Raw genomic sequence first — 20,211 nt, forward strand, 5'->3', positions numbered from 1 at the left:
TCCTTAGGCCACGTCGCCGGCCGCAGCGCGCTCGGCGACGTGGCGCAAGCTGTCAAAGTTGATATTGGCGCCGGAATCGATGGCGATCAGCGTCTGATTCCGTGCGCCGGTCTGCGCCACGTACTTTTTGATACCCGCAACCGCCAACGCGCCGGAAGGCTCGGTGATCGAGCGGGTATCGTCGTAGATATTCTTGATCGCTGCGCAGAGTTCATCGTTGCTGACGGTGATCACTTCATCCACGCAGAAGCGACAGATCTCGAACCCATAGGCGCCGATCTGCGCCACTGCCACGCCGTCAGCGAAGGTGCCGACGCTGGGCAGCACCACTCGCGCATCCGCTTGCAACGCAGCTTTCAAGCAGGCCGAGTGCTCCGACTCCACGCCGATGATCCGCACCTCCGGCCGCAGATATTTCACATACGCAGCGATACCGGCGATCAAACCACCACCGCCCACCGGGATGAAGATCGCGTCCAGAGCGCCCTGATGTTCACGCAGGATTTCCATTGCAACCGTGCCCTGGCCGGCGATCACATCGGGATCGTCGAACGGCGAGACGAAGGTTCTTCCCGTCTGCTCGGCCAGTTGCAGCGCGTGGGCCAGGGCGAACGGAAAGCTTTCTCCATGCAACAACGCCTCGGCTCCGCGACTACTGACGCCCAGCACTTTCAACTCAGGCGTGGTCGCCGGCATGACAATGGTCGCGGTAATGCCCAGTTCCCGCGCCGCCAGCGCTACGCCTTGCGCATGATTGCCCGCCGACGCCGTGATCACTCCGCGCGCCTTCTGCTCGTCGCTCAACTGCACCAGTTTGTTGTAGGCACCACGGATCTTGAAAGAGAACGTCGGTTGCAGGTCTTCGCGCTTGAGCAGGATCCGATTACCCAGCGCCTCGGACAGCGCCGGCGCCGGTTGCAGCGGCGTGCGCACCGCCAGTTCATACACCGGCGCGGCGAGGATCTTTTTCACGTATTGCTCAAGCAAGGCTTGCTGGTCGGGGCTGTGGCGCATGGTCGTCTCCTGACTTTTTATTCAAAACCCCGGAGACAGAAAGTAAAAACCCGCCTCTAGGGCGGGTTGGGTGCTGCAGTCGTGAGCTAGCCCGCCAAATGAGGAATGGCGGTAATAATGCTTGGCTGGCAGCGCAATACGGTGGAAGTCATGGCCCCGAAATTAGCTCGGGCATTGCTGGCAAGTCAATGGCGATTTTTGCGTTGGGTCTGTAGGCTGGCCTTTCGCTCATCTGACCAAGGAAGGAATACATGATGTCCATCGCCCTGCCCCTCACTGCTTTGATCGCCTTCAGTGGCTACACCGTTAGCGTGATGCTGCAAGCCGAGCAATCGCTGATCGATTTCGGCATCAGTCTGATGTCGCGGCCAGACACCGCACAGGTGGTGATCGATCTTTATCTGCTGGCGACCCTGGCCGGCGTCTGGATGTACAAGGATGCGCGCAAGCGCGGGCAGTCGGGTTGGTCGGTGGTGCCGTATCTGTTGCTGACAGCAGTGTTTGTTTCGGTCGGGCCGCTGTTGTACCTCGTGGTCCGTGGCCTGCAGGATCGCAAACGCCCGGCCGCCGTCATTTCGCCAGACGCCTGAGCCCGAACAGCATCCCGCCCGCCCCCAGCAGCATCGCCGCCAGGAACAACGGGTACGACACCCACCACGGCGTGCCGGCGGTCATCATGCTGAATTCCGACATGCCACCGATGCTCGCAATCAGGTTGAGCGGCAGGAACACCACGTTGATAAGCGTCAGCTTGCGCAGCAGGTTGTTCATGCTGTTGTTCATCAGGTTGCCCCGGGCGTCGATCAGCCCGGAGAACACCGTGGAATAGATTTCCGCCTGCTTGTAGCACTGGTTGTTTTCGATGATCAGGTCGTCGATCAGGCCAATGGCTTCGCTTCCGAAATGTTGTTTTTCGGCGTGGTTGCGCAGCCGCGTCAGCACCGCGCCGTTGCTGTGCAGCGCGTTGATGTAATAGATCAGGCTTTCGCTGAGGTTGAACATCTGCACCAGATGCTGGTTCTGCATCGAGGCGTTGAATTTCTGCTGCAACTCCCGGGCGACCAGTTTGATCACCTTGAGGTGCCCGAGGTAGTGATGGATGTTGTTGAACAGCAGGTCCAGCAACACATCCAGTGGCGTATTGAGTGGCCGGCCCGTGCCGAGACCGTGCAGCGGCGTGTCGTCGGTGGCGATCACCAGCAACTGGCCCGGCGAAAACAGCAAACCGCAGGACGACACCTCGAACGCCAGACTGCCGCCCCCGGAGTAGTTCTCGGGGCGTTTCCAGATCAGAAACAAGTGATCCGGATGAAACTCGATCCGCGACACCTCGTCCGGGTCCAGCGCAGAGGCCAGAGCATGCTCATCCAGTTTGAAGTGACTGTGGAGCAGGTCGCGTTCAGCCGCGTCGGGGTCGCTGAATAACATCACCTCGGCGTCCAGCCGTTCAACCCGCTGCAACGCGCCGTGGCTCAGTGCAAAGCTGTTGATCATCGGCCGGTCACCAGGCCTGGCCGCGACGTTTGAGTTCCAGGCGCCTCACGAACTCGTCCAGCACCAGCGAATACAGATCGTCTTGCAGGTAAGCGTCTTCGATGCCGGCGTCGAGGTTCGGGTTGTCGTTAACCTCGATGACCACCACTTTGTCGCCGGCCTGTTTCAGGTCGACGCCGTATAAGCCGTCGCCGATCAGGTTGGCAGTCTTCACCGCCAGTTCCACCACCGCACGCGGCGCTTCGTGGATCGCCAGCGTGCGGCATTCGCCGTTGACGTCCTGGCCCTTGGCCTTGTGGTTGTAGATCTGCCAATGGCCCTTGGACATGAAGTACTGACAGGCGAAGATCGGTTTGCGGTTGAGCACGCCGATGCGCCAGTCGTACTCGGTGTAGAAGAATTCCTGGGCCAGCAACAGCACCGAATGTTCGAACAGTTCGGCGGTGGCCTCCAGCAAAGCTTGCTGGCTCTCGACCTTGATCACCCCCCGAGAGAAACAGCCATCGGGAATCTTCAGCACCAACGGGAAACCCAGGCGTTCGCCGACCCGTTCGAAGTCCTCCGGTCGTTCCTTGTAGAGAATTTCCGTGGCCGGCATACCCAGTTGGTGGCTGTTGAGCAAATCAGTGAGATAGACCTTGTTGGTGCAGCGCAGGATCGACGTCGGGTCGTCCATCACCACCAGCCCTTCGCTTTCTGCTTTCTTGGCGAAACGGTAGGTGTGGTTGTCGACGCTGGTGGTCTCTCGGATCAACAAGCCGTCGTACTCGGCGAGCCTTGCGTAGTCCTTGCGTTCGATCAGTTCGACATCGATGCCCATGCCTTTGCCGACCCTTACGAAGTTTTCCAGCGCCCGGGCGTTGGACGGCGGCAAGGCTTCCTGCGGATCGTGCAGGATCGCCAGGTCATAACGCGCCACTTGCGGTGAACGCGGAACACGCCAGACCTTGCGGCTGAAGCCGTCCAGCGCATTGGCGAACTGATCTTCCTGATCGTCGCGCAACTTGTGCAGCACACCGGACTTTATGCCTTCGATGTGCCAGCCGTTAGTTCTACGAAACTCAACTAAAAGAATCGGACACGGGAACACTTCAAACAATTGTCGGGCCAGATCCTGCAACGGCTCGATATGGGTTCTGCCGAAATAAAGTGTCAGCGTAAACCCTTCGGTATCGCTGTAGAGATGATGACTGAGGGCCTTTTCCAGGGTTTTATCCAGGTCATCCAGCGCCAGGCCGTAGAGGGATTTCCTGGTCAGTTCACTGATAGTCCGTACCGACGGAATCACCTTGTGACCCCGGGCTTCTGCCAGCAGCGAGCAGTAATAGCCGTGGCCCAGATACTTGTAGCTGCGGCACAAATTGATGACCTGCACCCGTTTTCCCGGCTCGCTGTCGGGCGGTTGTTCGAGGTATTCCTGAGCCGTGAGGATGTCTTCGCTGGGAAAGTACGAGGCCCAGTCTTCCTTGCGTTCGACGATGATCAACACTTGACTGGAAGTTCTGATTTGCGGTTTTAAATAAGTTGCCGGTGGCAAACTTTGACTGGATACTTCGCGCCAATGACCCTGTACCGCTGACATAGAAATTGATCCGTTGGAGAACAAGACCTTTTCTATTAAGCACGAACTTTTTCGAAAGTCCCGTTTCGTTACGCAACTTTTACGGCGGTCATATGAACACTGTTTTTCGCTTGGCGACAGTTGATGATTTAGCGGCGCTGCTGGCACTGGAAATGCACTGCTTCACCACGGACCGGCTCACCCGCCGCAGCTTTCAATGGATGATTACCCGGGCGAACGGCCAGTTGTTGGTGGCCGAACGCGAGAGGCAACTGCTGGGCTATGCGCTGGTACTGTTCCATCGCGGTACTTCGCTTGCGCGGCTGTATTCCATCGCTATTTCCCCCGAAGCCCGGGGCGGTGGCCTGGGCAAGCAATTGCTGCAGCGAATCGAGGCCTGCGCCCTAGAGCACGACTGCGCTTACCTGCGGCTAGAGGTGCGCACTGACAACCCCGCCGCCATCGCGTTGTATGAACGCAGTGGCTATCGGCGATTTGCGCTGATTCACGACTACTACGAAGACCATGCGGACGCTTTGCGCCTGGAAAAGCGAATCCTTCAACACCACGACTCACGCAGCATCAAGGTGCCCTATTACCGGCAAACCACCGATTTCACCTGTGGCCCGGCGTGCCTGCTGATGGCCATGGGCGCATTGCAAGCTGATCGCTTGCTGGAGCGCCGAGAGGAATTACAGCTCTGGCGCGAAGCGACCACCGTGTTCATGACCGCCGGTCACGGCGGTTGCAGCCCTCAGGGTCTGGCGTTGGCGGCATGGCGCCGAGGATTTCGCGTGCATTTGCAACTGAGCATGACCGGGCCGCTGTTTCTCGACGGCGTGCGCGACGCGCATAAAAAAGACGTCATGCGCCTTGTGCATGATGAGTTCATGGCACAACTGAACGACACCGACGTTGATCAAATCATCGGCACCGCACTGGACTTGCCCCGCCTGCTCAACGCTGGCGGACAGCCGCTGGTGTTGATCAGCAGCTATCGTCTGACCCGCTCCAAATCGCCACACTGGGTGATCGTCACCGATTGCGACGAAGATTTCGTCTACCTGCACGACCCGGATGTCGACCACAGCCAACATCGCCAGCCCATGGACTGCCAGCACGTGCCGGTCAGCCATGGGGAGTTCGAAAAAATGTGCCGGTTCGGGCGCGGCAAGCTGCGGGCGGCGGTGGTGCTCTACGCCCGCTCACCCGCATGATGCGTTCATTTGAGTCCGACCTTGTACAGAGCACCGTCGGACTCATCTGTCAGCAGATACAGATAGCCGTCCGGCCCTTGGCGCACATCCCGGATGCGTTGCTTCAAGTCGCCCAGCAAACGCTCTTCATGCACGACCTTGTCACCGTCGAATTGCAGCCGGATCAGTTCCTGGCTGGCAAGCGCCCCGATGAATACGTTGTGCTGCCAGGGTTTGAAACGATCGGCATCATAGAACGCCATGCCGGTGACGCCGGGTGATTTTTCCCAGACATGATGCGGTGCGACAGTGCCTTCGGCGGTTTTACCCTGGGCTTCCGGAATGGGCTGCATCGAGTAGTTGATGCCGTGAGTTGCCAGCGGCCAGCCGTAGTTCTTGCCGCGCTCGATGATGTTCACCTCGTCGCCACCGCGCGGGCCGTGTTCGTTCTCCCACAACGTGCCAGTCCATGGATTGAGCGCTGCACCCTGCGGGTTGCGATGGCCATAGGACCAGATCTCCGGACGCACACCGGACTGACCGACAAACGGGTTGTCATCCGGCACCTTGCCGTCCGGATAGATCCGCACGACTTTGCCCTGCAGCTTGTCCAGATCCTGCGCGGTAGGCCGGTCGTTGTTTTCACCGAGGGTGATGAACAGATACCCGTCCCGGTCGAACACCAGCCGCGCGCCGAAGTGATTGCCGACCGACAGCTTCGGTTCCTGACGGAAAATAACGTTGAAGTCCTTCAGGGTTTTCAGATCATCCGACAGGCGCCCGCGCCCGACCGCCGTCCCGGCCTTGTCACCGGCGCCGCCGCCCTCGGCGTAGGACAGGTACACCAGACGGTCCTGTTTGAAGTCTGGCGACAGCACCACATCGAGCAACCCGCCCTGCCCCTTGGCCCAGACCTTCGGAACGCCCTCGATGGGCGCCGATCGCTTGCCGTCCACACCCACTACCCGCAGATTGCCCGGACGCTCGGTCACCAGCATGCCCTGTCGATCCGGCAGGAACGCGAGCGCCCATGGATGCTCAAGCCCCTGAGTAATCGTCGTGACTTCAAGTGTGCCCTGCTCGCTTTGTAGTTCCTTGGGAGCGGCGGCGAATGCCGGGCCGCAGATAACTGCGCTGGCACACAGGCCGGCTAAAAGGGTTTTACGCAACATGCACGATTCCTTTTGTTCGATTGAAGGGCTGACAGAAACGGTTCTGCCATTCAACGGTTGCTGTCGCCGTCACGGGCGGGTGGATTGGGAATGAATTTCGGCGGTGTGCTCGGCACCGAACGCAGTGGCTGGCCATTGCCGATGCCGCCGTTTTCCACGGTGGGCGGTCGAGGGACGGGGACGGTATTCGGCCCGCGGATCACCGGGTTGGCTGGTTGCGTACCCTGCATGCTGTTGGGATTGGCCCGGTGAATCGGGCTGTTGTAGGGGTTGCTGCTGTTGCCGGTCGGGCTTTGCGCCAGCAACAGGGTATCGGCATGAACCGCCCCGCCACTGAGGGCCAGCAATGCGATGCCAAGCAGAATACGGTTCATGGACGGCCTCTCTCGATGCGCGTGGATTAGAGCCTTCGAGTCCACGCTACGCCGAGGGTTCGGATTTGTTAACCCGTGATCGATAAACAAGATGTAACACGGCTTGACCTGTCGTTTACCGGCGTCGCGCAAACAACGGAAACTTTTGCGCCGGGCCACAGGTCACCCGAACATCACTCGGAGAACGGCACCATGGCTCGGGCAATCTGGAAAGGCGCAATCAGTTTCGGTCTGGTGCACATCCCCGTGGCGCTGGTTTCGGCAACCTCGTCCCAGGGCGTGGACTTTGACTGGCTGGACAGCCGCAGCATGGACCCGGTTGGCTATAAACGGGTCAACAAGATCACTGGCAAGGAAGTCACCAAGGAGCACATCGTCAAAGGCGTGCAGTTCGAAAAGGGCCGGTATGTGGTGCTCAGCGAGGAGGAAATCCGTTCGGCGCACCCGGTGTCGACCCAGACCATCGACATCTTCGCCTTCATCGACAGCGAGCAGATCCCGCTGCAAAACATCGACACGCCCTACTACCTGGCACCGGACAAGCGCGGTGGCAAGGTTTACGCATTGCTGCGCGAAACCCTCAGCAAAACCAAAAAAGTCGCCCTCGCCCGTGTGGTGTTACACACACGTCAGTACCTGGCGGCGCTGATGCCGCTGGAGTCGGCACTGGTGCTGGTGAAACTGCGCTGGCCACAGGAAGTGAGAAGCCTTGATGAACTGGCGCTGGGCAGCGAAGTGACCAAACCGCAACTGGCGAAAGCCGAACTGGACATGGCCAAACGACTCGTTGAAGACATGAGCGCCGACTGGAATCCCGAGGATTACCGCGACGAGTTTGAAGACAAGATCATGGCCCTGGTGGACAAGAAGGCCCATGAAGGCAAGATCGAGGACGTTGAGACCCTTGAGGGCGAAGAAGAACGCAAGTCTGCGGATGTGATCGACTTGACCGAACTGCTCAAACGCAGTCTCGGCGGGAAATCACCGACCAAACCAGCGAAGAAGACAACCCCGGCGAAAAAGACCAAAAAAGCGTCGTGAAAATGAAATCGGGCGACTGTCTTTCAACAGTCGCCCGATTGATCAGATCAGTTATCAGATCAGAATGAAGATCGCCAGCAGGCCACCGAAGATCGCCCACTTTTCCAGGTAATAGCGCGCGCGATTGCGCTTTTTCAGCTCTTTGCCGCGCAGGCGGACCTTGTAGATTTTGGTAAACAAGCGGTTGATACCGCCGGTGCGGTCGCCCGCATCGTTCGGCGCACCGGCCGCCGACATCACAGTACGGCTGAACCAGCCGTTGAACGCGGCTGCCCAGCGATATTTCATCGGGCGCTCGACGTCGCAGAACAGGATGATGCGGTTCTTGTCAGTGGTGTTTTCGGCGTAGTGAATGTAGGTCTCGTCGAACATCACGGCTTCGCCGTCGCGCCAGTGATAGTTCTCGCCATCGACGTTGATGTAGCAACCGGCGTCGTTCGGCGTTTCCAGGCCCAAGTGATAACGGTAGGAACCGGCATACGGGTCACGGTGACGCACCAGTTTCGAGCCTGGCGGCAGTTCGGCGAACATCGCCGCCTTGATCGAGCCGATGCTCTGCACCAGTTCAGTGGTACGCGGGCACAGTTGCAGCGCCGACGGGTGACTGTCGCCGTACCATTTCAAATAGAAACGCTTCCAGCCAGTCTTGAAGAAAGAGTTGAAACCGACATCGTCGTACTGGTCCGAACGCTTGATCGCACCGGCACGCAGAAGATTCTGACCTTCCTCGCGGATTTCTTCCCAATGGGCCTGCAACGGGCTCAGATCGGGAAAGTCCTTCGGGTCGAGGTAGGGTTTGTTCGGTTTCTTCGAAAACAGATAAAGGAAGCAGTTGATCGGCGCGAGAAACGTCGAGTGATCGCTCAACTGACGGCCCAGTTTGTGACGCACACGACCACGCAGGTGAACGTATGCAATGGAAATGACATAAATAGCAGCAATGATGAGTTTCACGGAAATCGTCACACGTCAAAAGTGAACAAACTGCGCGCCTGCCAGCCGTTGGCCCAGGGTCTGATGCAGTGGCATGAATACAAATACTGTCCCGGTGGCACTTCCTTGAGCCCTTGCCGTTAGCGGCTATTGGGTGATCGGATGGCATTTTAGCCATACTTTGTAACCAATGGTGAACCTCATCTGTGAAAAACTGTCCGCTGAATCGGCCAAACGGCAGCCGTTGCGCTCGCGCGCGCGCCAGCCATGCCAGTGACATCAGCGTTACGGCAGATTGAGTTCGACGAAAAGAAGTGGCGGCAGTGCGCCAGACGTGGTGCTGACGGCAGCATGAGGCGTTGATTTCCTGGAGCCAGACCGAAGAATTCAGAAGAGCACTGCAGAGTTTGTCTCTGAATGTTCGTGTGCCTGGCAGGACTTTTCAGGATCGGAGCAGATAGGAACCCGGCCACAACAAATGACTGGCCCGGGGGACTGAAGCAGAGTGCCGCAAATGCTGAAGCGAGATACGGATGATCCGCCAGGCCAGAGGTTCAATGAAACCAATCGACCTGGCGGGCCGTGAGCCGCGCTTATTTGGAGGTTGAAAGGCTAGCCTTTCTCAATCCCTTGGTATTGTGATCGCCAGGCGTTGTAGCCGAGATCGCCGTCGCCTTCGACAAGCCCCGTGTCGCTTTAGAATGTGCAACACCTGAAGTCGCTGTGCCGTGTCCACGGTCAGCGTTGTGGTCACGTCCCGTGTGCTGACCACTCACACCGTGATCCCGAACGGCTCTGCCTTCATGATCCGCCTCCTGGCCTTCGGCACGACCATTATTGGAAGCGCTGGCCGAGTGCCCGGCGCTATCGCCGCTATGCCCGGCACCGCCGACACCGCCGACACCGCCACCGTGACTGCCGCCACCGCCACCCGCACCACCGTTACCACCACCATGACCACCGCCATCCTTGGCATAGGCGGAGGGCATGACGGACATTCCGGCAGGCAGCAACGGCGCCGCAGCAAACATCATTACGCACGACATGACGGCAACGAGGTTTTTACTTTTGAAACGCATGATGGCATCCACAAAGGTTGATTTTACTGCCATCTAGGACGCACTCAGGAACATCGAGTTCAACCACGAGCGATAAGACAAGGCAGCAATACCTCACATAAAAAGTGGGTGAGAACATGTCGCTATTGCTACCCGTGAAATGGTCAGGAAACATCCGAACCCGGCGCTACAAAACCGGGCTAGTCGAACGCTCCGTTCAAGACTTCGTAGATAATCCCACTGGCGATAGCCACCAGAATCAGGTCCGTTCCCGCCTGCTGCCACTCATATCCGTCGTAGTGAGGCAACCGGCCGGCCAGCCGACCATCCAGTTTGTTGGCAATACCCGGTGGCAAGGGTTTACCGCGCGCCAGTTTTTTCTGAATGCCCGGTGGTAGCGCAGGGCCCGGGCTCCAGTAATCTCTGTAACCGTTGAGCACGCCCAGGACACCGCCTCGATCGACAACCGGTGCATTGTCCCAGTGTCCTGAGCTCGCACCCTTGTATTTCCCGCCCTGGTTGCCGTGGCCCTGACTGTTCTGCTGTCCGCCCTTTCCATTCCCTTTGCCATGGTCATTTCCCGGATCAGCCAACGCCGTCACCGAACTTGCCGCCAAGGCCAGGCTGGTAAGAGTTGCGACAAGTAAGCGTGCTTTAAACATGGCTGTTCCTCAGTGAAAAAAAATCCCTTGTTGAAACCTAGACGATATTGCAGGTTTTAGCGTCTGTGCGGAGTGAACGAAGGACGCGACGCCGCCGACTGGGCTGGAGGTTCGTTATCGTCCGCCATACAACTGCCGCATTACTTATGCGACAATGCGCGCAATGTCTGGCATGAATCCCGCCTTTATTGCCCAACAGCTTGGACGCTGCGTCCAGAGGCTGCTCTCGCCCCACGCCCGCTGGCTCGACGCTGACGGTGTCCGTGCCCGAGAAGAAAAAGCTCCAAAATGCCCCAAAAGTGGCCCAAGCGCCAAATGTGCGGCTCGCAACCCATTGATAGGTAAAGCAATTGATCTCCACAGCTAACATCACGATGCGATCTTGAATGCATCCTGATGCGACTACAAGCGCAATAAAATCAGTCAGTTAGCACGCACGAGATCGCACGAGAATACGCCCTTTAGCAGCTTTTGGTATCAAAATTGGTATCAGCTTTAGGACTGACAGGCTTTCGATTTCTCCCCCTCTGCCAGGGAAATATTCTTTCCTTGGCACTTCCTCGCCTGCCTTTTGACCAAAGCTAGACAACCGGAAAGCAAATTGCGCTTGGCTTACAAAATACGGGATTTTAAGTCCATTATTTTCTTCTTTTAAATCATGTACTTAGAGATATTATTTTTCCGCATCACACACTTTTCTTATCCGCTCCAAGACAGCAAAATCAGCACCTCAAAATAAATTGCGGAAAAAATCGGGCTGTAAAGAGGCCTAGCCGTCACCGTGCGCCAGTCGACTGGATCTCCGATCAGTTAAGCCATACTCATGGAACGATGATCAGTTAGCAGTACGGAGCATGGATCAAGGATGACGGACCGGACGTGGTAGATAGATAGGCTACAGATTGACATGAATCTATCACTGGTTACTGTCGCCTCATCTAGCTAGGCAGAAAGGATCGGTGGATCCAGATCATGGGGGCCCTGGCTAGAAAGGGTGCCCACGCCTGGGCTAGGTATAGGGGCCAATTGAACATAGGCAGGAATTCCACCTATCAGTCTTCAGAGGCCGCTATCGGCTGTGGATTCAACCGGTCGATGCAACACAACTAAATTCTGTGTAAGCAGAAGGAGTGTTGCAGATGAAGCAGAGACCGCGGATCTATTACACCGAAAGCCAGAAAAAGCTGATGTGGGATCACTGGCAGAAAGGCGACTCTCTCCAGCACATCGCCCAACTATTTGATCGAAACCATTCATCGATACAGCGCATCTTGTCGGAAACAGGCGGTATCAGACCCGCTGTACGCCGCAGATCCAGATTGGCGCTGACGTTGGCTGAGCGTGAAGAGATTTCGCGTGCCGTGGTGGCAGGTAACTCGATCCGTTCCATGGCTGCGTTGCTAGGGCGAGCAGTCTCTACGATCAGCCGTGAGATCAGACGCAACGGTGGTCAAGGATGCTACCGGGCTAATCAAGCTGATCAGGCTGCCTGGGATCGTGCCCATCGACCTAAGGTGTGCAAACTTGTTGAGAACCGAACGGTGGCGCAAATTGTTGCAGACAAGCTTCAATTGCAGTGGTCACCGGAACAAATTGCCGGTTGGTTGAAGCGTACCTACCCGGATGATACGAGCTACCAGGTGTCACACGAGACGATCTATCGCACGCTCTTCATACAGGCTCGCGGGGCTCTGAAGAAGGAGTTGCTTGAGCATTTACGGCGCACGCGGGCCATGCGTCGCTCGCGCCATCACACGCAGAAGAAAGAAAATCACGGTCGAATCACTGACGCGGTATCGATCCGCGAACGCCCAGCCGCGGCTAAGGATCGGGCGGTTCCAGGTCATTGGGAGGGTGACCTGCTGTGCGGTAGCAGGAACAGCCAAATTGCCACTCTTGTTGAGCGTCATACCCGCTACGTAATGCTGGTGAAATTGGACGGTAAGGATAGCGAGACGGTCATCAGCGCCCTGATCGAAAACGCCCGCTACTTACCCCAAGAACTCTACAAATCGCTGACGTGGGATCGCGGCAAAGAGATGGCTGACCATAAGCGCTTTACGGTGGCTACCGACATCAAGGTCTACTTCTGCGATCCTCATCGTCCTTGGCAACGGGGATCGAATGAGAACACCAACGGGTTGTTAAGGCAGTACTTCCCGAAAGGAACCGACCTTGCGGATCACTCGCAAGCCACGCTCAATGAAGTCGCAAGGCAGCTAAATAGCCGCCCTCGGAAAACACTAGACTACGAAACACCGGCAGAACGATTTGGCCAATCTGTTGCATCGACCGGTTGAATCCACAGCCAAAAGCGGACGTTTGCCAATGGCGGCTACCGACCCATAGCTGCCGGTCAACAATGGCTGAAATTGGCCGACTCTGAGTCGGCCCAGGTTTCATAGGCATCTGGTTGGCGGCTCCTATCCGTTCTCTGCCAATTATAGACACAATGTGTGTCGGGCAATTCCGATGCAATCGTGGTCAGCGCTAATGCAAATGGCTGGTCAGGTCGAATGCAAACGGGTGGTCGATTGGAGCGCACTTTCGCAAGCATACCCTGCCAAGTATTCGCGATGTAATCGCGCAGGCTGAGGCTGATATCGTTGTAGCAGCAACCAGTACTAGTAAATGACTCTATGTAAGACACTAGACTATTATTTTACTCGTTCTAAGTCTTGATCCAATATCCCTCCCGGCCATTTGATCCCGTTTGCTGTTCCAGCGCCCAGTGCAATTAGTCCTCTGCGCTCGACAACCTGAGCCTTAAAAATACCGTGCTGTTCCGGCTGCCCTTTTTGAGTTGGTGGGCCGTTTGCAGTTAGGGCCCTGAGAAATCCAAAAGCGAATAGAAGGGCACGTTCATCCGAAAGTTTTGATCCTAAAGGAAAAGCTTTCGTCCAAGCCTCTGCATTATGCTGGGCATCCTCTCGACCCCACAAAAGATCAGGGCCTGTATAGGGACACGAAAGTAGCCATTGTGAAACGAAAGCAATCATTTTACCGTCGTTGTCAAAACTTACGCGAAACGCTTTTGCTTGTTCAATCCAGATTCCTCCTAAAGCGCCTCCACTGAATACTTGATTGTCCATAAATGTAGCGATTTCGCGTGGCGACGGATTTTTTGACCCTCTAGCAACAGCCCATTGGTAAGCACGACTATAGGCAGCTTGATACTCAACAGCGACTGCTTGATCTTGTGCTGAACGAACGTCAGGACTTCCAAGAAACTCTTCTAACTCTGATTTGGCATCTTTATTTACTCGCCACACACGGCCATTGCCAGTTTGCATTCCTGTGAGCAATTGGATCGATGAAGAGGTCGAGCTAGCATGTACTGCCTTGTAGAATGAGTCACCAAATTTTGGCATGGTTCTTGAGTATACTTCGTAGGGGATTTTCGAGAAGACTTTTTGAGCACTTCCTCCGAAATTGAATTGTATAAGTCCAAGTGAAAGGCCTTGGCCATCGAAATTTCCTGTCACCGCAAGATAGGGGTCAGGGAGGCCGTTTTCTATCGAATATACTAGGCGCAATGCGGCTTTTGCCACATTCGTAGATGCATCGGATTCAATATTTTTTTTTGCAGGAGGAGCATCAATCGGTAGATCTATAGGTGCGGATTGTCTAGAGCATGCGGGGGAAATAGCTGTATCTGCATATGAAATTTCGAAACTCCCGACTAATATCATTGCAGCGGCGATCCAGGTGTTAATTTTCATGCGGGTGTCTCCTGAATTAGGGTTATTAATGTCAGTAGGGATCAGGTTCAACACTCGTTTCAGTTCCTCGAGGTGAGATGGCCATCCTCTTTCCTCCAGTGTTCACAGCGCTTCACTTTCAGACCGTGCTCATATTGCGATGCATACCCGCGTTTAAGGCATACGGTACCGCTCCGAACTGACTCAGCTCAGACTGAAAGGGAAAGCTGCTCGCTGGAAAAAATACCCAAGGCTAAACAAGCCTCCAGTCTCGCCCGCGCTTGGAACGCTGTATCCGCGGTAGTCACGTTAATACCTAACGTAGCGAGGTATTGAGTGCCTGGGCGAGTTGCTGAAGGTCTCGCACCGACATTCCGTACGCAACATACTGCTTCGCCCCTAACGCCAACTAGTGTGGCCTCAGGAAGCTTGAGCAGTTGAAGGGTAGCGCAGGCAGCCGGCCTCCTCAGATTAAATCGAAAATGGTGCAATAGCCAAATACGATTAACTACCGACTCAAATCCTACTTGGTTGGATATGACTAATTAAAATTTGCTGGGCGGCTGCACCATAGTGTGTCGCAATTTTTGCCGCTAACCACAACTGTCCATCGACTCTCACATTAACCATTACCACTTGCGCTGTTGGAATCACCTAATCACTACCGGTTTTTCCACCACGTTCAACTTCATGAATGGCCGCTCACCGCATCGCAGATGGATGCGACGCCCGCGCGCCCTAGAGTACAACGGAGTAAAGGCGCTTAAAATAATTCGCTTGCACGTTGACGCATTCGGCTAGCCATCTACGCTAATAATGTCTATCTGACATTAGAAGATGGGAAGGGACTCTATGCACAAGATCGACCATCCGTGGACATCCTCACAACCACCCCATAAAGCCCCCGTCGTGGTACTCCTAGATAATGGCCACGTCCATGTCTTATCGGACGCCGCGGCAGATGCCGATGGGGCGCCTAATGCCGACGTCATCGACGAGCATGGGCAATTGGATACTTCACTGCGGCGGAGCCGCGGCTGGCGCGGTGATGGAGAATACGTAAATGCGCTAGAAATCCCCTACTTCGTTTTGCCGGGCAATTGGAAGGCCGTCACCGGTATCAAATGCAGCCTGGGTGACATTGCCAAGTTGTCGGTCGACGGGATGTCGGTCTATGCCATCTATGCCGACGTTGGTGGCGATGAAAGCATTGGTGAAGCGTCGGTCCGCGCGATTGTCGAGCTGGGAGGCGACCCTTGGCGAAATAACAAAATTAAGGTGGGCCTCGGTTACGGCGTCACCTTCGAGATAATTCCGGGCTCTGCAAAGCTGGACTCCACACGCTCCTTTGATGAAATTCAGCAGTATGGAAGCGAGTTGTTTTCTTGAGCGATCAATTCGCCGTAACAACCTGAACTGCAGGGAGGCCAAATGGCCAAGTTTTCAAGATCGAGTTTGATGCTGGCCGCGGGCCTAATTTCTGGCTGTGTAAATCCGTATCCTCTGCCGGTGGTGAATGTGTCCGAGCAGGAGGCCGTCAGGCGAGATGGCAGTAATGCTCGGATAATGAATCCAAGCTGGATGAAAGGTGAGTCCTCCATAGGATTGAATACCGCTAAAAATCTGTCCGACTTTCGACTCAACCTAGAGATATACCACAAGCTATATACCGTGCAATACGAGGGCCTGGTGAATACGATGAATGTAGGCGACGGAGCTACCGTCCTTGGAGGTTTATGGGGTGTTGCCGGCGCTTTAACCGGAACCAAGGCATGGATTTATCAAGGGGCAGGTGTAGCGGGTGTTTCTTCCATTTACACGGATCACTATCAGATCAAGGTTCAGTCGGAAAACTACTTTAAGGCATCAGAGGCCTTGAAATGCATGTATGGGGTTGTGGGCGAAGTACCTGATGGAATTGAGCTGACTCCTTCAGGCCTACGTAACGTAAACATCGCTCTTAATGACGTCACCTCAAAGCTCGTGCGCGTCCAACGCGACGTTGTCTTAGCTCAGCCGGATCTTCAGAAATTGAAAGAAGCATTAGCGAACACGCCTAAATCCGCTGCAGGCCCAAGCGCAATGCTGCTATTCACACCAGCCCAGCTAGATGCAGACGTAGTTCCCAGGGTTCAGACTTGTGCGAAGGAATTTTAGCAAAGTGATCATGAAGATTGGCGGTATCAGCTCTCTGCGTTGCTGCGACCTCTGACAGATTCAGGTATTGCGATTACAAAACTCCTTCCTTGGATGATTAGGCCCTAGGCGCCCGCCCAATCCACTCCCTTGACACTGTCAGCTTGCGAGGCATGTCCAAAAAGGTTGCCAAGTTGCCGCATGATTGAGTGCTCACGCGGCCCCTAAATTTTTTTCTGCTCCAGTCACATTGTGCCCTCCCAACTGACCTATCGTTAAAGATGGATTGCTGACCACGAGCCCAAATATGGAAATTAAAACCCTAGCCATTTTGATTGGCATGATGGCGAGCCCAGTGCTCGCAAGCCCTGAAACAACCAAAATACCCTGCCCTTATGATCCTGAGTTGTTGTCATTCAAAGGAAACGCGGTCAGCCAAGCTTCTTGCCTATTAAGGGAAGTCCTTTTCTGGGGTCATATTTCATCTGCACCGGTGGTTCTGCCAGATGTATTTGTGAATCGAGTCGGTCAGAAAGTTGGGTTAACAGTCCCACAGCTCAGGCGCTATCTGTCCGCCCAGCAGATCAAGGAGAATGACATCGGCGGAAGCCTCGATCTACCCGTGTCGCAGGCCGAAACTCACAAAACTGGCCAGTTTCCCGCTAAGTATTTTGTAGTGCACGACACCAGTACCCCCAACCTCCTCAAGGCCCCTTTCCCGAAGGACATCGATACAGAGACCTGGAAGCACAACGATGTAACGGTTTGGCAGAAAGGTGAAAAGTCGAAAGCGCATGTTTTTATCAGTCGTCACGGACAGTCGGTTACTGCGATGCCTTTTGAGCGAGGCTGGCGCTCGACGAAGTTCGAGTTAACATACAACAAGCGTTTCCCGCACGTACCAGATGAAGAGGTTCGTGGCCGCTTTCTGCACATTGAGTTAGTGCAACCGAGGAGATCCGCACCAGTGACAGATAGGAATGCATCAGAGAAAAAAATCAAAAACGGTGCAGTTGCTCCAGCTCCCGGATTTGCTGTTCCCCAGTATCGTCGTTTAGCACTCGTTTACATTGCTGCCAGTCTGAGGGCTGGGGAATGGCTCATCCCAGCATTCCACGCAGACTTGGATTTAGGGCTCGATGATGCCCATGATGACCCACAAAACTTCCAACTCAGTCTTTGGGCTGATGAATTACAACGCCTACTGAACGAGGTTGAGAATTAATCCGAGTTTTACCCTACCAGTCGCCTAAAGTATTGATCAGTGTATGACACGGTTCTCGAATTCTCGGCTACTGATGCGGTCATTCGAAGAGAGGGGCACAGTCCGCTCTTGGCCGGTAGCGGTCGCTTGTGAACGTCCGCTTCTGGCCGTTAACGGACGCTTATAAAACCTCCACTTACAGCTGAAAGCAATCAGTCAGCCTACTAAGCCCTTACCAAATATTTGCCGGGCAATGACCATTCGTTGGATTTCATTTGTCCCCTCATAAATTTCGCTGATCTTGTTGTCCCGGTAGATCTCTTCGACCTTGTAATGACTTCCGTCTTCGGAAAGTTCACGCAAGAAGCCGTATCCCCCAAAGATCTGCACGCCATCACGCGCCATGTCGCCGGCGGCCTCGGTGGCATAGAATTTCGCCATCGCGGCCTCTGGCTCGGGGAACTCGGTGCCCATATCCATGCGCAGTGCGGCCTTGATGTAGAGATTGCGTGCATTTTCAATCTGGGTGGCACGCTCGGCCATCCGGAACTGCCAGTGCTGGAAGGCACCGAGTTTCTTGCCGAAAGCTTCACGGTTGCGCAAATGCTCCGTGGAATGATCAAACGCGGCCTGAGCCATGCCGACACCGGTGGCCGCAATGCCGATCCTGCCGAACGTCAAAGTCGCCAGTGCTACACGCAGTCCCTGGTTGACCCCGCCGATGCGGCGCTCGATCGGAACCTCGACATGATCGAAATGCACATCAGCGGTGAGCTGACCGCGATTGCCCATTTTCAGATCCGGTTTGCCAATCCGCACACCAGGCTGATCGGTCTCGACCACCAGCTCGACCATGCCGTCCTCGTCGCTGCGGCAAAGCACAACGATAAAATCGGCCACGGGAGAGTTGGTGATAAAGCGTTTTTGCCCGTTTAGGATGTAAAGATCACCCTCTCGACGCGCAATCGTCGCAACAGCTCTAGGCGAAAGATCGGTGCTTGCCAGTGGTTCGGTCGTAGCAAATGCGCCGATTTTTTCTCCACGGATCACCGGCTTCAGGTAGCGCTCGCGAATGGCATCACTGCCCTTCTCCAGCGTCCGTCCAGCAAGAATGCAGTGTACATCGAACACAGCGGCAATCGAGTTGCTGTGGTAGGCCAATTCCTCGCAGACCGTCGCTGTGGCTAGCACTCGATGTTCAAGGCCACGACCACCATCCTGCTGCGCAAAGGGAATGGCAAAAATGCCGTGGCGCGCCATGGCATCGAATACGTCGCGTGGAAAGTTCTCGATGCTTTCGTCTCGGTGGGCGATTTCATAGGCTCTGGGCGCCACGAATTCATCGGCGAATGCACGAACCTCCCTGCGAACCCCCTTCACTGTTTCTGAGGACATCAAGTCATGATAAAGCTCATCGGCCATACGTTTGGGGAACATCGTCATTTACTCACCTCTGCTTAAAATGACACCGCTGTACTTGAGGAAGAACCGGTCCGCGCGCCGCACGATTTCCGTATAACGGTTCGCCAAGGCCAACTGCATCAACTCGATCTGCAGCTCTTCCTGTTCGATCATGTAATTGAGGAACACCCGTGATTCCGTCGGACCGATATCCCGCAGCGCCTTGAGCCACTGCAGGTATTTGACGGTTTCCCGATGGACGATTTTCAGCAACATACCCATCCATGGTCTTGGCACAGAAGAAATAAGCCAGGCCTTGGTTTTCGGAAAGATCCCCGGCTTGAATTCCAGTCCCCACTGTCGGGCCGCTGCCGAATAGCGCGGACTGTTAAACCGTTCCAGATCCCAATAGGTTTTCCAGAACACGCGGCGCTCATCGCCTTGTAGTCGTTCTGTCATGCGCCTTACCGCCATCAAGGCAAAGGCTCGGTTGGAGAGTTCGTGACGGAACCCGCTGATGAACTGTTTGGAAAGCATCGGTATTGGCTCACGTTCGCTTAGGTCGAAGAGTCTCGTCGTAGTCACTCATTGCAGGCATCGACAACGGTGTGTGCTGCTCCAGGTCGAGCAGGTGTTGACGGTATTGCGTGAGGTATTCGCGCCGGCCTTCATCGCTGATGTAGGGCACATGCCAGGCGATGAACGGCGGCAGGACCTCGAGTCCGACATATCCGAGCATGCCCTGGTGAATCGGGCGCAGCAGTGTCTCGATTTCGCCATGAATGGCCCCGGCGCCGAACATGTGCCGTTGCCCGCCCAGAGAGACTGCGAGCATCGCCGACTTGCCTCGCAATCCACCCAGGTCGTAGATGCGCCGCCCGCCGTAGCAATAGCCGGAGATAAACACCCGATCGACCCAGCCCTTGAGAATTGCCGGCATGCCGAACCAGTAGATCGGGAAGCTGAAAATGATCAGATCGGCCCACTGGACCTTGTCCAGCTCTGCCTGAATGTCCGCCATGAGGCTGCCTTGTTTGTTGTTGTGCCGCTGCTCCAGTGCATAGACGAGGTACTCGGGATTGGCCCGCTGGTTGAAGTCTTCTGCACTGGCAACGGGATTAAAGTTCTGGGCATACAGATCGGAAACGATGACCTCGTTGCCCTGCCCGGCAATTACCTGCACCGCGAGATCTTTCATTGCCGTGGTGAAGGAGCCCGGCTCCGGGTGCGCATGCACAATCAATACATTCATGAAAACCGTTCC

At 55.5% G+C, this 20,211-nt stretch carries 18 protein-coding genes and 2 pseudogenes; 8 read left to right on the plus strand and 12 right to left on the minus strand.

Annotated elements, in window-relative coordinates:
- Window positions 1-12 precede the first annotated feature (12 nt).
- Window positions 13-1,014, minus strand: a pseudogene (gene ilvA / locus NH234_RS15860) (threonine ammonia-lyase, biosynthetic); the annotation flags it as partial.
- Window positions 1,015-1,265: 251 nt separating this feature from the next.
- Between ilvA and NH234_RS15865 the strand changes: the two are divergent.
- Window positions 1,266-1,604 (plus strand): DUF2834 domain-containing protein, encoded by a 339-nt coding sequence (locus NH234_RS15865; protein WP_367253332.1) that lies wholly within the window; start codon window positions 1,266-1,268, stop codon window positions 1,602-1,604.
- On the opposite strand, the gene NH234_RS15870 is transcribed toward NH234_RS15865, so the two are convergent.
- A complete protein-coding gene (locus NH234_RS15870; protein WP_119426398.1) occupies window positions 1,585-2,508 on the minus strand; it encodes a magnesium transporter CorA family protein in 924 nt (307 codons plus the stop codon). The genes NH234_RS15865 and NH234_RS15870 overlap by 20 nt on opposite strands.
- A 7-nt stretch (window positions 2,509-2,515) precedes the next feature.
- Window positions 2,516-4,090 (minus strand): RimK family protein, encoded by a 1,575-nt coding sequence (locus NH234_RS15875; protein WP_367253333.1) that lies wholly within the window; start codon window positions 4,088-4,090, stop codon window positions 2,516-2,518.
- Between the two features lie 92 nt (window positions 4,091-4,182).
- Here NH234_RS15875 and rimI point away from each other — a divergent pair, with 92 nt between their 5' ends.
- Window positions 4,183-5,286, plus strand: coding sequence for a ribosomal protein S18-alanine N-acetyltransferase (gene rimI / locus NH234_RS15880; RefSeq protein WP_367253334.1), 1,104 nt, complete (start codon window positions 4,183-4,185; stop codon window positions 5,284-5,286).
- Window positions 5,287-5,291: 5 nt separating this feature from the next.
- On the opposite strand, the gene NH234_RS15885 is transcribed toward rimI, so the two are convergent.
- Entirely contained in the window at window positions 5,292-6,437 is a 1,146-nt protein-coding gene (locus NH234_RS15885; RefSeq protein WP_367253335.1) for a PQQ-dependent sugar dehydrogenase, read from the minus strand.
- A gap of 50 nt (window positions 6,438-6,487) precedes the next feature.
- A complete protein-coding gene (locus NH234_RS15890; RefSeq protein ID WP_367253336.1) occupies window positions 6,488-6,811 on the minus strand; it encodes a hypothetical protein in 324 nt (107 codons plus the stop codon).
- 192 nt (window positions 6,812-7,003) lie between these two features.
- On the opposite strand from NH234_RS15890, the gene NH234_RS15895 reads away from it, so the two are divergent.
- Entirely contained in the window at window positions 7,004-7,852 is an 849-nt protein-coding gene (locus tag NH234_RS15895) for a Ku protein (protein ID WP_085731068.1), read from the plus strand.
- A gap of 54 nt (window positions 7,853-7,906) precedes the next feature.
- On the opposite strand, the gene lpxO is transcribed toward NH234_RS15895, so the two are convergent.
- From lpxO to NH234_RS15910, 3 genes are all read right to left on the minus strand, one after another.
- Complete coding sequence (gene lpxO, locus NH234_RS15900; RefSeq protein WP_085731269.1) at window positions 7,907-8,806, minus strand: lipid A hydroxylase LpxO; 900 nt, start codon at window positions 8,804-8,806, stop codon at window positions 7,907-7,909.
- Window positions 8,807-9,378: 572 nt separating this feature from the next.
- Window positions 9,379-9,864: a hypothetical protein gene (locus NH234_RS15905; RefSeq protein WP_367257191.1), complete on the minus strand. Its 486-nt coding sequence runs from the start codon at window positions 9,862-9,864 to the stop codon at window positions 9,379-9,381.
- Between the two features lie 179 nt (window positions 9,865-10,043).
- The gene (locus tag NH234_RS15910) at window positions 10,044-10,505 is read right to left on the minus strand and encodes an anti-virulence regulator CigR family protein (protein WP_367253337.1); all 462 of its coding nucleotides are present in this window, start codon (window positions 10,503-10,505) and stop codon (window positions 10,044-10,046) included.
- Between the two features lie 103 nt (window positions 10,506-10,608).
- Here NH234_RS15910 and NH234_RS15915 point away from each other — a divergent pair.
- Both NH234_RS15915 and NH234_RS15920 read left to right on the plus strand, forming a co-directional pair.
- A pseudogene (locus NH234_RS15915) lies at window positions 10,609-10,843 on the plus strand (site-specific integrase); the annotation flags it as partial.
- Between the two features lie 801 nt (window positions 10,844-11,644).
- Window positions 11,645-12,805, plus strand: coding sequence for an IS30 family transposase (locus NH234_RS15920; RefSeq protein ID WP_367253338.1), 1,161 nt, complete (start codon window positions 11,645-11,647; stop codon window positions 12,803-12,805).
- Window positions 12,806-13,162: 357 nt separating this feature from the next.
- Here NH234_RS15920 and NH234_RS15925 read toward each other — a convergent pair whose 3' ends face one another.
- Entirely contained in the window at window positions 13,163-14,227 is a 1,065-nt protein-coding gene (locus NH234_RS15925; protein ID WP_367253339.1) for a hypothetical protein, read from the minus strand.
- 831 nt (window positions 14,228-15,058) lie between these two features.
- On the opposite strand from NH234_RS15925, the gene NH234_RS15930 reads away from it, so the two are divergent.
- The 3 genes from NH234_RS15930 to NH234_RS15940 all read left to right on the plus strand — a co-directional run bounded on the left by NH234_RS15930 (window position 15,059) and on the right by NH234_RS15940 (window position 17,567).
- Entirely contained in the window at window positions 15,059-15,595 is a 537-nt protein-coding gene (locus NH234_RS15930) for a hypothetical protein (RefSeq protein WP_367253340.1), read from the plus strand.
- Between the two features lie 42 nt (window positions 15,596-15,637).
- On the plus strand, window positions 15,638-16,363 hold the full coding sequence (locus NH234_RS15935) for a hypothetical protein (RefSeq protein WP_367253341.1): 726 nt from the start codon (window positions 15,638-15,640) through the stop codon (window positions 16,361-16,363).
- A 286-nt stretch (window positions 16,364-16,649) separates the two neighbouring features.
- Window positions 16,650-17,567: a hypothetical protein gene (locus NH234_RS15940; protein WP_367253342.1), complete on the plus strand. Its 918-nt coding sequence runs from the start codon at window positions 16,650-16,652 to the stop codon at window positions 17,565-17,567.
- Between the two features lie 195 nt (window positions 17,568-17,762).
- On the opposite strand, the gene NH234_RS15945 is transcribed toward NH234_RS15940, so the two are convergent.
- Genes NH234_RS15945 through NH234_RS15955 form a run of 3 tightly spaced genes read right to left on the minus strand, consistent with a single transcriptional unit; the run spans window position 17,763 to window position 20,199 of the window.
- Window positions 17,763-18,989, minus strand: coding sequence for an acyl-CoA dehydrogenase family protein (locus NH234_RS15945; RefSeq protein ID WP_367253343.1), 1,227 nt, complete (start codon window positions 18,987-18,989; stop codon window positions 17,763-17,765).
- The gene (locus NH234_RS15950; RefSeq protein ID WP_085695986.1) at window positions 18,990-19,484 is read right to left on the minus strand and encodes a hypothetical protein; all 495 of its coding nucleotides are present in this window, start codon (window positions 19,482-19,484) and stop codon (window positions 18,990-18,992) included.
- A gap of 10 nt (window positions 19,485-19,494) precedes the next feature.
- Window positions 19,495-20,199: an NAD(P)H-dependent oxidoreductase gene (locus tag NH234_RS15955; RefSeq protein ID WP_367253344.1), complete on the minus strand. Its 705-nt coding sequence runs from the start codon at window positions 20,197-20,199 to the stop codon at window positions 19,495-19,497.
- Window positions 20,200-20,211: the final 12 nt, after the last annotated feature.

This window comes from Pseudomonas sp. stari2 (genome assembly GCF_040760005.1).
In the GTDB taxonomy this organism is placed as follows: domain Bacteria; phylum Pseudomonadota; class Gammaproteobacteria; order Pseudomonadales; family Pseudomonadaceae; genus Aquipseudomonas.